Genomic DNA, 11,810 nt, shown 5'->3' on the forward strand with positions numbered 1-11,810 from the left:
GTGCCTACCCATGCAGGTTAATGATCAGAGCGTCGCCGGCGCGAGCTCGCCCGGCAACGGCCAGTTCGAGCTCATGATCGAGCGCGTGAGGGATTACGCGATCTATCTGCTGACGCCGGCGGGCCTCGTAAAAAGCTGGAACGAAGGCGCCGAACGCATCAAGGGCTACTCGGCCGCCGAAATCATCGGCCAGCACTTCTCGCTGTTCTACACCGCCGAGGATCGCGCAACCGACCTGCCAGGCCGCGCGCTGGAGGTGTCCGCGCGTGAAGGCAAATTCGAGTCGGAAGGCTGGCGGGTACGTAAAGACGGCTCGCGGTTTCGCGCCCATGTCGTGCTCGACGCGCTGTTCGACGATGCCGGACACCACATCGGCTACGCGAAGATCACACGCGACATCACCGCCGAATACGAAGCGCGCCGCCACGCCGAACAGCAGAATCGACTCGCGCTCGACGCGCGCACCCGCGAGTATCAGGAACTGCTGCGCCTGTTCGAACAGGCACCGGGATTCGTCTGTTTCTTTCGCGGTCCCGAGCATGTCTATCAGTTGCAGAACAGCGCCCATCACCGCCTCGCGGGCTTTCGCGACATCCTCGGCAAGCCGGTCAGGCAAGCGTTGCCCGAACTCGTCGGCCAGGGCTTTTTCGAGTTGCTCGACGAGGTGTACCGCAGCGGCAAGGCCTTTGTCGGCCGCGCGCTGCCGTTGCGTGTCGATCCGCTCGCGGGCGAACAAAGCGCATCGGGCGAAGTGCGTTTTATCGACTTCGTATATCAACCGATCGTCGACGACAACGACGCGGTGGTCGGCATTTTCTCGCAGGGTAACGACGTCACCGACCAGGTGCTCGCGCAGCGGGCGCTCGAACGCAAGCAGGAAGAGCTCGAACGGCTCGTGCTCGAACGCACCGCGGCACTGGAAGAGACCAGCCAGACGCTGCAACTGGTCAGAGAACTCCATCTCGACAAGGCGCATTTGCTGCAACTGTTCGAACAGGCCCCCGGCTTTATTTGCGTGCTGAAATCCGGCCAGCACGTCTTCGAGCTGGCCAATTCGGCGTACCGGAGCCTCGTCGGCGAACGCGAATTGATCGGCCGGCGGGTTCAGGACGCATTGCCGGAAGTGGCGGAACAGGGCTTTATCGAACTGCTCGATCGCGTGTTTCGCACCGGCCAACCGTTCGTCGGCACCTCGGTACCGGTGAAGATTCAACCGCGCGACAGCGCAAAACTGGAAACGCGCTTCCTCGATTTCGTCTATCAGCCGATCAGCGGTCCCGATCGCGAGGTGATCGGCATCTTCGTGCAGGGGCACGACGTCACCGCGCAAAAGCTCGCGCAAGACGAACTTCAGCGCTACCAGACGAGCCTCGAAGCACTGGTGCAGGAACGCACGCGCGAACTCGAACATACGCAAACCGCGCTGCAACGGTCGCAGAAGCTGGAGGCGATCGGCAAGCTGACCGGCGGCATTGCGCACGACTTCAACAACATCCTGCAGGTGATCGGCGGCAATCTTCAGCTGCTGCAATCGCAGCTGAGCGACGACGGCCCGGCGCTGAACCGTGTGCTTACGGCCACCAGCGCGGTGGAGCGCGGCGCGAAACTGTCGTCGCAACTGCTCGCGTTCGCGCGGCGCCAGCCGTTGCAGCCGGTCGCCACCAATCTCGCGCCGGTGATCACCGGCATGGACGACATGCTGCGCCGCGCGCTGGGCGAATCCGTGGTGATCGAAACGGTGCTGGCCGGCGGGCTGTGGAACGTGCTGGTCGATCCGAACCAGCTCGAAAACGTCGTGCTGAATCTCGCGATCAACGCGCGCGATGCGATGCCGGACGGCGGCAAGCTGTCCATCGAACTCGGCAACTCGATGCTTGACGACGATTACGTCGCCTCCGACGACGATCTGCTGCCCGGTCAATACGTGCTGCTGGCGATTTCCGACACCGGTGTGGGCATGACGCGCGAAGTGATCGAGCGGGCCTGCGATCCGTTCTTCACGACCAAGCCCGAGGGTATGGGCACCGGGCTCGGGCTGTCGATGGCGTACGGCTTCGTCAAGCAAAGCGGCGGGCACTTCAAGATCTATAGCGAACCCGGGCACGGCTCGACGATCAAGATCTATCTGCCGCGCTCGCATGAAGCGGTGGTGCAAACCGCGCCGCCGGTCACCGCCGCGGTGGTCGGCGGCTGCGAAACGATCCTCGTCGTCGAAGACGATCTCGCGGTCCAGGCGACGGTCGTCGAAATGCTGCGCGAACTCGGCTATCACGTGCTGAAAGCCGACAACGCCGAAAGCGCGTTGGGGATCCTCAGAAGCGGCCTGTCGATCGACCTTCTTTTCACGGACGTGGTAATGCCCGGCGCGATGCGCAGTCCCGATCTGGCCCGACGCGCGAAGGCGCTGCTGCCGGACATCGAGGTGCTGTTCACGTCGGGCTACACGCAGAACGCGATCGTGCACGGCGGTCGTCTGGACGCGGGCGTGCATCTGCTGACCAAGCCGTACCGGCGCGAGCAGTTGGCGCGCAAGATCAGGCATCTGCTGTCGAATGCGAAACCGCTGGGGCCCGCCCCCGTCGCGCCGCCGGCCGCCGAAACCGCAGCGGCGCCGGCACCGCGCCGCGCGCTGCGGGTACTCGTCGTGGAAGATCAGCCGGACCTGCGCGAGATGGCCGTCGAGCTGATCAGAATGATGGGCCATCAGGCGCAAGCGGGCGCGAGCGGCGAAGAAGCGATCGAGTTGTTCGCACGGAGCGGCTTCGACGTGCTGTTGACCGACGTCGGTCTGCCGGGCATCGACGGCGTCGAGCTGTCGCGCCGGCTCGTCACCGTGCAACCCGCGCTGCGCGTCATTTACGCGTCTGGGTACGGGCACGCGATCGGCGCTGGCGCGGATCGCCTCGGCAGGGTTTTACCCAAGCCGTACACGTTCGCGGGTTTGGAAGCGCTGCTCGCCGACTTCAGCGACGAGGTTTAGGCCGCGATCCGCCGTCTTGTCGAGCACTTGCGCTGTCCGTCCGATTGGCCCGCGTTTCGTACATCTCTGCTCACGGCACCGTCTGCTTATACTGGTTGTGCCCCATTTGGGGTAGCAGTAAGGTTCCCATAGGCGTATTGCGACCGGGCCGCTCGTCGGCCGGTCGCCTTTTTCGTTGGGAACTCGCCACTTTCGTTCGGTGCATAGCGGAACCTGACCTGCTATTCGCCTACGATGCAAATGAACGCGTCGTGCATCTCGAAGTACTGGCAGGTGAAGCAATGAAAATGTCCCACAAGCTCAGATCATCTCCGGCGGGCCCCGCGTGGGGTTTGCTGCTCGGTCTGGTTTTGACCGTGGCCGGCGTGGGGCTGTGGTTTCATGCGCATGCAGCACTCGACCCCGCGGAAGATGTGCTCGCGGTCGCCGCGTTGCTCGCCGGCGTGTTCGTGCTGGTCTATTCGGCGCGCGAGCTTCACCGCAGTTCGCGTGCGGCGCGGATGCATCGCTGACGGCCGGTGAAACCGGCGCGGTCCGAGCGCCCCGCCGCCGTCCGTTCAAGCCCCCGGCCGTTCAGGCCGGCGCCTTCGCGACGGTAAACAACCGCACCGTCTCGTCGAGCACATGCGCGGAGTCGATCAGCCGCTGCGCGGTCGCCGCCGCCTGCTCGACCAGCGCGGCGTTCTGCTGGGTCGCGCTGTCCAGATGCGTAATCGCCTGGTTCACTTGAGTGATGCCTTTAGCCTGTTCGTCGCTGGCGTTGGACACGTCGTCGATGATCTTCAGCACGCGTCGAACGGTGTCGTCGATCACTTTCATTTGCGACGTGGTCCGCTCGATCAGCCCGGTGCCCTGCGACACCTCCGCGACCGTCAGATCGACCACCGATTTGATCTGCCGCGCCGACTCCGCGCAACGCTGCGCGAGCATCCGCACCTCGGTGGCGACCACCGCGAACGAGCGGCCGGCGTCGCCGGCGCGGGCCGCTTCCACCGCCGCGTTCAACGCGATGATGTTGGTTTGAAACGCGATTCCATCGATCACGCCGGTGATATCGGCGATCCGCTGCGACGCCGACGTGATGCCGGACATCGTTCTCTCGACGTGACCGACGATCTCGCCGCCCAGCGCCGCGGCGTCCTGCGCCTCTTTTGCAAGCGCTAGCGCGGACGCGGCGGCATCCGCGTTGGCTTTGACGGTCGTCGTAAATTGCTCCATCGTCGCCGCCGTTTCTTCGAGCGAGGCCGCCTGCATTTCGGTGCGGCGCGCGAGGTCGGCATTGCCGCTCGACATTTCGCCGGCGGCATCGATCACCCCGCCGATCTGGCCGCGCACGTCCAGCACGATCGCGCCCAGGTTCGCCTTCAACTGATTCAACGCGCTCGATACGTCGGCGAAGTCGCCGTGGCGCGCGCCGCTCATTTCGACCGTCAGATCGCCGGCCGCCATCCGGGTCGCGAAACTGGACAGCCCCGCGAGCGGCACGCCCACCTGCCGGCTCAGCGTGAACCACGCGAGCCCGGCCGCCAGCGCGGCAATGGCCGCCGCGCTCCAGTAGGGCAGCGGCGGCGGCCCGCCCGCCTGCACGGCGCCGACCACCAGCAATGCGAGCGGCGCGACCGCATAGCCGCTCGCGAGCCGCGCGCCGACCGACCAACGCGTGAACGCCTGCAATTTGCCGGCGAAACCGGTCCGCACCAGTTGGCCGCGGCGCAACCGGTGCGAGCGCAGCGTGCCTTCGCGCATCCGCGCGTAGGTCGACTCGGCGACGGTTACTTCGTCGCGCGAGGGCTTGGTGCGCACGCTCAGATAGCCGACGGTGCGGCCGTTTTCGACGACCGGCGTGACGTTCGCGCAGACCCAATAATGATCGCCGTTCTTGCGGCGGTTTTTCACCAGCGCGGTCCACGGGTAGCCTGCGCCGATGGTCTCCCACATGTCCGCGTAGGCCTCGCGCGGCATGTCCGGATGACGGACGATGTTGTGCGGCGCGCCGAGCAGTTCCTCGCGCGTGAAGCCCGAGATCGCAATGAAAGCGGGATTGCAGTACTGGATTTTGCCCTTCACGTCGGTCGCGGAGACGAGCATGTCCGACGCGGAATAATCGAATTCGCGTTGAGTTACCGGCTGGTTATTGCGCATGAAAATGTTTTCCGAAGCACCGCGCTTTGTTTGAAAGCGACGGAATGTCATTCAATGACTGCTTAACGGCAATACCCCTAAAAACTTTACGGTTATCTGAGTAGCGTGGTCGGGTATTTGAAAGCTCGCGGAAAATTGACCCTTAATTCGGATCGCGCTACGCTGTCGCGCTGATGCGTTGCCCATGCGGCGACTTTTCGCTGAGACCATCTTCGTTGCGCGACCCGGACGCACCCGGGCCGGACCATCGCCATGAAAAAAGAACTCTCCGAAGATCTGGTTGTGGCCTCTTTCGATTATTCGCCGGACGCCATTTTTCTCGTCAATCAGCAGGGCCGAATCCGCCAGGTGAGCCCGGCGTGCGAAGACATCTTCGGCTATGCGCCGGGCGATTTCGTCGATCAGTTCATTATCGATTTCGTGGTGCCGGCCGATCAGGACGCGACGCTGCAAGAGGCGAAAGAGGTATTGGCCGGACGCAAACGCGTCGGTTTCGAGAACCGCTATCGTCATAAGGACGGCAGCGACGTCTACGTGTCGTGGTCGGCACGCTGGCTAGAACACGAGCAATTGCGCGTCGGGGTGGCGCGCGACGTGACCGAGTTTCATCGCCGTAAAGCGATGCCGCCGACGCTGTTGGCCGTGCTGGCGCCGTACGAGCGCAAGGTTCTGGATCTGTTGCTGACCGAGGCGACCGAAAAACAGATCGCCGAGCAACTGGGTCTCGCCGTTTCGACGACGCATTCCTATATCACCGGGATTTTCCGCAAATATGGCGTGCGCGGCCGGGCCGGCTTGATGAGTTTGTGGCTCAAGCATCTGTCCGGCGATATCGCCCGGACCGGCGACAAATAGATAGCGTCTTTATCGCAACCGCGCATGACGCGGGTTTCGTTTGCAATGCCGCGCGGACCGACGTGTCGGCCCGCGCCCGTAAGCTGCGTCTCGTCGGTAATTTGAAGCAGGCCCCGCCGGTTCCTACGCTTTTAGTTTTGTGCTCTCAGGTGTCCAGCTTGTTATCGGAATGGTGGTGGTCTCCTGTGCGCGCTTTCACGTCGCCCGGTAAAACAGTCATAGCCATTTCCGGATCGAATACTACTCGAAACGCGATGCGCTCCGCACCCTTCTAATCAGAGGGGTGACGGGCGAAACGGCATCGACTCCGTATCCCGTTCACTGCGCGCCCCGCGCGTTCATCCGCCCGAAATCCGCCCGAATACTTATCAGGCCGTGCGCGAAAACCATATTCCGATCGATTGGTTTGAGCGGGTCGGCGCGTTTTCTACACTCGTTAGCTCTCTATCCAGTTAGCTCTATACAGGAGTGTGAGCCGTGAGTCTTTCCGCCCAAACCGATCTGGACACGTCTTTTGAAAATCTTCGCATCCGGCGTGTCGCCGGATTGATCGGCGCAGAGGTTCAGGATTTCAAGCTCTCCGCGTTGCTCGACGATGCCGCGATCGACACGCTGCATCGCGCGCTGGTGAAGTACAAGGTGCTGTTTTTCCGCGCTCAGAGCCATCTGGACGACGCGTCGCATCAGGCGTTCGGCGCGCGTTTCGGCGACACCATCGCGCACCCGACCGTGCCGTCGCCGGAAGGCACGAAGCTGTTCGAGCTGGACGCATCGAAAGGCGGCGGACGCGCCGATTCGTGGCACACGGATATCACCTTCCTCGATGCATTCCCGAAGATTTCAATTCTGCGCGGCGTGAAGATTCCGGCCTATGGCGGCGATACCGTGTGGGCCAACACGGCCGTCGCGTATGAGCGCCTGCCCGACGAGCTGAAGCGGCTGGCCGACTCGCTGTGGGCCGTGCATACGAATGACTACGACTACGGCGCCGAGCGCGTCGCGGGCACCGATGCGCAGTTGGCAGAGGCGCGTATCGCGCATCACCAGAACGTGTTCGTCTCGACCGTGTACGAGGCCGAGCATCCGCTCGTGCATGTGCATCCGGTATCGGGAGAAAAGGCGCTGCTGCTCGGGCATTTCGTCAAACGGATCGTCGGTTTGTCGAGTGCTGAATCGGCGCGTATTTTCGACATTCTGCAGAACCGTGTGATTCGCCTGGAGAACACCGTGCGCTGGCAGTGGCGGCAAAACGATGTGGTGATCTGGGATAACCGCGCGACCCAGCACTACGCGGTGAACGACTATGGCAACCAGGAGCGGCTGGTGCGGCGCGTGACGGTGGCCGGGGAACGCGCGGTTTCGGTGGATGGGCGGCGTAGCCGGACGTTGCGGCGGCCGCAGGCGGAGGTGGAAGCTCAGGCCGGCTCGCGGGTGGCGGGCCGGGAGACTGTCGCGTCTGTCGCGTGACTGAATGCAATGAATCTAAAACCAGGAAGAGACGCTCCACAAGACACGCGGAAGTGATCGTGCCGTTGCGCCCGCCCGCATCGTCCCTGGAATCGCCGCGCCTCGCGCGCTGCGGCACCGCCCGGCGGTCACCCTGTTCACTTCATTGGCGGCCTGACTGCGCGGCACGGTCGAAACAGCCGAACAAAAACACGGTGATCGCGAACCCCAGCGTGACGAGGCACACGCCATTCCATCCCGCCCATGCCCATGCCGCGCCTGACAGCGCAGCCCCAATTGCGCCGCCGACAAAGAAGATGCCGACAAAGAGCGCGTTCAATCGGCCACGAGCCGACGGATTAATCAGGTTGATCGCGCGCCGGCCGAGCGTTTGATCGGTGATCACACCGGCGTCGAGCGCCGCCGCCCCGGCGACCAGCAATGCGAGCGCAAGGACGGGATGCGTGGCCGCGGAGAACCCGCCCCAGCCCGCACCGGCAGCCGCGAGCATGAGCACCGCCGCGATCATCACCAGATGCGCGGCGATTTGTGTGGCGCGGCCCGCGCCGCGATCGCCGAGATAGCCCGCGAGCGGCGTCACCATCGCACCCGTTGCACCCGCCAGCGCGAAGGCGGCAATGCCGTGCATACCCAGCGAAAACGGCGGCTGGGCGAGAAGCAGCGCAACGGCGGTCCAGAACGCGCTGAACGCACCGAGCGCGAGCGCGGCAAGCGTCGCGCGACGCTGTAAGACGGGTTCGGTGCGCAGCAAGGTCCACAGCGAGCGCAGCAAGTCCAGGTAGCGCGCGGCCGTGTGCGGCGTGTGACTCGGCAACCGCATCAGCAGCACGACGGCAAGCAGCGAGTCGGCCAACGCCGCGATGCCATAGAACGCACGCCAGCCAAACGTGCCGCCGATCAGGCTCGCGAGCGGTCGCGACAACAAGATCCCCAGCATCAGGCCGCTCATAACGTTGCCGACTGCACGTCCGCGCCGGCTTTCAGGCGCCATCGACGCCGCCATCGGCACGAGCATCTGGATCACGCTCGATGTCGCCCCCGCCATGAACACCGATGCCAGGAACAGCCAACCCGATCGCGCGAGCGACGAGAGTCCGAGAAACATCGCGCAGCAGGCGAGCGTCCAGACGATCAGGCGGCGATTTTCCAGCAGGTCGCATAGCGGTACGAGCAATAGCAGACCGGCGGCGTAGCCGAGTTGCGGGAGCATCGCGATCAGGCCGGCAAACTCGGGCGGCAGAGTCAGGGCTCGGCTGACCGGCCCCGTCAGAGGTTGCGCGGCCGTCAGGTTCACGACGATCACGCCGACGGCGGCAGCAAAAAAGATCGTCAGCGGCGTGGTCAGCCCACCGCATGCGGACGCATCCGCTTGCGGTGAGGACGGTGAAGCGCAAGGCAGTCTGCGCGCGCAGGTGTCAGCAGGTTGACTCATAGGTTTGGACTGTTGGGTGTAGGAGCGTGGCCTATCCTAGAGACGCGAACGTTATGCGACAATTGAATTATCCTGATAATGTTTATGCGAGATTGTTTTATGAACACGCGTGACTTGCAGGCTTTCGTGGCAGTGGTCGAAAGCGGCTCAATGGTGCGGGCCGCAGAGAGGCTGTTTCTGACCCAGCCGGGTCTCACGCGCCGTGTCCAGAATCTGGAAACGATGCTCGGCATCGAGTTGCTCGACCGGCAGAGCAAGCCGCTCAAGCCGACGGCGGCCGGAAGCGAGGTCTATGGTCTTGCGCGCACGGTGCTGCGCGCGGTCGACGACCTGCTGGCCGTCGCGTCGCCTGATAGCGAGCCGACAGGCGAGTTCAGGATCGGCGTACCGCCGTTTTTGTCTGAGCTGGCGTTGGAGCAACCGGTCGACCGTCTGCGTACCGCCTTTCCGAATCTGACGCTGCGCGTGACAGCGGGCTGGTCGCCGGGACTGCTGGAGGGCGTCGAAAAGGCGAAGGCGGATGCGGCCGTCGTGCTATTGCCTGAAGGCGCGCCGTTGCCGGAAGGTCTGACGTCGACGCTTCTCGCCTATAAGCCTACGGTCGTCGTCGCGCCGCGCTCGTTCGGTCTGCCCGACAAACCCGTCTCGCTCGCCGATCTTGCGGCTTATCCCTGGGTGCTGAACCAGGACGGTTGCGGAATGCGTTCGGCACTGAGCCGCGCGATGTCGGCGGCGGGTTTGCCGTTCAACGTCGCTGTCGAAGCGTTCGGTTCGGAACTGCAGTTGTCGCTGGTCGCGCGCGCCTTGGGCGTCGGGCTTGCCGCGCCTGAAGTGCTGGCGCGCAGCCCGCATCGCAATGCGCTGCAGATCGTCGATGTGCCGGAGTTCAAAAGCGGGCTGAGCGTGTGGCTCGTGCATGGTGCGCTGCCTGGCCGTCTTGTGCGACCCGCCGCGGTGATGCGCGACGCACTGATCGAAACGCTGGAAAGGGATGCGGTATGTTTGCCCCTCGCCGATTCCGTCGCATAAGCGCGAGCGTCATTCGCCCGCACCGTCGCTGGGACATTCATGCGTCGTTTCCACCCTAAGCGGCCATTCAATTCGACATAGTGAACGTTGCTGGATCGGCCATAACAAGCCGCTCGTGGCAGCAAGACGATGTTGACGAATGATGTCTGCCGTTCGACGCGTTGACGGGCCGCTATATGGGATCGGGCGCCGCCCCCCTGCTCCCGGACCTGAGGCTGGCGTCGCGCGCTGCGCGTCCTGCACCGTTATCGCGCCCACCGCCCCGGGATTGGGGCGCCGCTCGCCGTGTCCCGCGCCCCGGGCATTCTCTCGCCATGACCCGCCCGCTGGCCGCCCACGCAGGCCCATCAACGGATTGCGCCAGTTTTCGGTACCACCGCTATCTGTTGGCACAACGCTTGCTTATCTTGGATCCAAGAAGGGATTTCTTCAGGACCCCATGATGACCAAGCCCGATGCCGCCTCCGCGACGGACGCGCACACCGCCGATCCCGCCAATGCCCGGATCCCCGCTTCGCCGCAGCGCTGCGGGCACCAGCCACGCGGGCGCCGGGCCCGCTCGCCGGCCTGACGTTCGCCGCCAAGCTCTGGCGGGTGCCGCTGCACCCCGTCGGCAGCGTCCTTGCGCTGGGGCCGCAGCCGCTCGCGCCGGGCAGCGTGGAACCGGCCGATGGTAGCTGGGAGCACGGCTTCGTCTGCGAAGGCCACGCGCTGGCCGGCGCCACCGACGTGACCGCGCACGGTGGCTGGCGTGCCTACCTGCGGTCGCTGGCCACCGCCTGGACGCACGGACCCCGCGCGCCGCGGCGCATTGCCCACGACTCTTTCGCCCCTCACACTGTCTCTCGAACCAGGTACCGTCATGCCCAAGCACCCGCAATCCGCCGCCGCCCCTGTCCACCACGCCACCGCCGCACCCGCCTCCGCCACGCGCCGCCAGATCCTCAAGGCCGGTGCCGCCGGCCTGTCGATGCTCGCCGCGCCCGCCATCGTCCGCGCCCAGGGCAGCGGCCCCAAGATCCGTGTCGGCTTCTGGCCGGTGGCCTCGGGCCTGCCGTTCTACGCGGCCGTGGAGAAAGGCTATTTCAAGGAAGTTGGGCTGGACGTGGAAGCGCAGAAGTTCGCGAGCGCGCAACAGGTGATGGAAGCCATGCTGGCGGGCCGCTCCGACGGTAGCGCCAACGGCACGGCATCGGGCGTGCTCGGCATCGGCGAAATCGCGCAGCCGGGCCTGCTCAAGATCTTCTGCACCAACCCGACCAACGCCAGGTTCGTGCTCGACGAGTTCCTGGTGGCCAAGGACAGCCCCATCAAGACCATCGCCGACCTCAAGGGCAAGCGCGTGGCCTGCGGCCCGGGCGTGCAGAACGTGCTGCTGGCCAAGACGGTGCTGGAACGCGCGGGCGCCGGCAAGATGACTGTGACCGAACTGCCGATCGGCCAGCACGTGGCCGCGCTCGCGGCCGGCCAGGTCGACGGCGTCTACACGCTGGAACCGACCGGCACCGTGGGCCGCATCCACGGCACCACGCGCGCGCTGGAAGTCGGCGTCATCGCCAGGTACGTGCTGGGTGACCCCATGGCCCCGTGGCACGGCGGCGCCGCCAGCCTCACCAGCGAATTCATCAAGAAGAACCCGGACGTGGCCAAGCGCTACATGGCGGCGTACCGGCGCGGCGTGGAGCTGGTGCAGAAGAACCCCGCCGAGGCGCGCAAGTACCTGACCGGCTACACCGCCATCGAAGGCGCGCTGACCGCCGAGGTGCCGATGTCCGATTACATGTTCTACGACCAGTTCAAGTCGGCCGATATCGCCTACTTCCAGAAGTTCTACGACCTGTTCACCGAGAAAGGCATCTATTCGAAGAGGGTCGACGTCGCATCGCTGATCTACAAGGGCTAAGC

General features: G+C 64.7%; 8 protein-coding genes and 1 pseudogene. 7 read left to right on the forward strand and 2 right to left on the reverse strand.

What is annotated here, in order from left to right; translation table 11 throughout:
* The first annotated feature begins 10 nt into the window (after positions 1–10).
* Entirely contained in the window at positions 11–2,980 is a 2,970-nt protein-coding gene (locus LJ656_RS08205; protein WP_230508765.1) for a hybrid sensor histidine kinase/response regulator, read from the forward strand.
* Between the two features lie 281 nt (positions 2,981–3,261).
* Positions 3,262–3,492, forward strand: coding sequence for a hypothetical protein (locus LJ656_RS08210; protein ID WP_230508766.1), 231 nt, complete (start codon positions 3,262–3,264; stop codon positions 3,490–3,492).
* A 61-nt stretch (positions 3,493–3,553) separates the two neighbouring features.
* Here LJ656_RS08210 and LJ656_RS08215 read toward each other — a convergent pair whose 3' ends face one another.
* Positions 3,554–5,122 carry a methyl-accepting chemotaxis protein gene (locus LJ656_RS08215; RefSeq protein ID WP_230508767.1) on the reverse strand — a complete coding sequence of 523 codons (1,569 nt, stop codon included), beginning with the start codon at positions 5,120–5,122 and terminating at the stop codon, positions 3,554–3,556.
* A gap of 252 nt (positions 5,123–5,374) precedes the next feature.
* On the opposite strand from LJ656_RS08215, the gene LJ656_RS08220 reads away from it, so the two are divergent.
* Together LJ656_RS08220 and LJ656_RS08225 are read left to right on the forward strand one after the other, a co-directional pair.
* Entirely contained in the window at positions 5,375–5,977 is a 603-nt protein-coding gene (locus LJ656_RS08220) for a PAS domain S-box protein (protein WP_230508768.1), read from the forward strand.
* A 477-nt stretch (positions 5,978–6,454) separates the two neighbouring features.
* Positions 6,455–7,444, forward strand: coding sequence for a TauD/TfdA dioxygenase family protein (locus LJ656_RS08225; protein ID WP_230508769.1), 990 nt, complete (start codon positions 6,455–6,457; stop codon positions 7,442–7,444).
* 142 nt (positions 7,445–7,586) lie between these two features.
* On the opposite strand, the gene LJ656_RS08230 is transcribed toward LJ656_RS08225, so the two are convergent.
* Positions 7,587–8,876, reverse strand: coding sequence for an MFS transporter (locus LJ656_RS08230; RefSeq protein WP_230508770.1), 1,290 nt, complete (start codon positions 8,874–8,876; stop codon positions 7,587–7,589).
* A gap of 99 nt (positions 8,877–8,975) precedes the next feature.
* Here LJ656_RS08230 and LJ656_RS08235 point away from each other — a divergent pair, with 99 nt between their 5' ends.
* The 3 genes and pseudogenes from LJ656_RS08235 to LJ656_RS08240 all read left to right on the forward strand — a co-directional run bounded on the left by LJ656_RS08235 (position 8,976) and on the right by LJ656_RS08240 (position 11,808).
* Positions 8,976–9,905: a LysR family transcriptional regulator gene (locus LJ656_RS08235; RefSeq protein ID WP_230508771.1), complete on the forward strand. Its 930-nt coding sequence runs from the start codon at positions 8,976–8,978 to the stop codon at positions 9,903–9,905.
* 567 nt (positions 9,906–10,472) lie between these two features.
* A pseudogene (locus LJ656_RS35095) lies at positions 10,473–10,655 on the forward strand (allophanate hydrolase-related protein); the annotation flags it as partial.
* A gap of 112 nt (positions 10,656–10,767) precedes the next feature.
* Complete coding sequence (locus tag LJ656_RS08240) at positions 10,768–11,808, forward strand: ABC transporter substrate-binding protein (protein WP_230508772.1); 1,041 nt, start codon at positions 10,768–10,770, stop codon at positions 11,806–11,808.
* Positions 11,809–11,810 lie beyond the last annotated feature (2 nt).

The organism is Paraburkholderia sejongensis, assembly GCF_020880815.1.
Taxonomy (GTDB): domain Bacteria; phylum Pseudomonadota; class Gammaproteobacteria; order Burkholderiales; family Burkholderiaceae; genus Paraburkholderia; species Paraburkholderia sejongensis.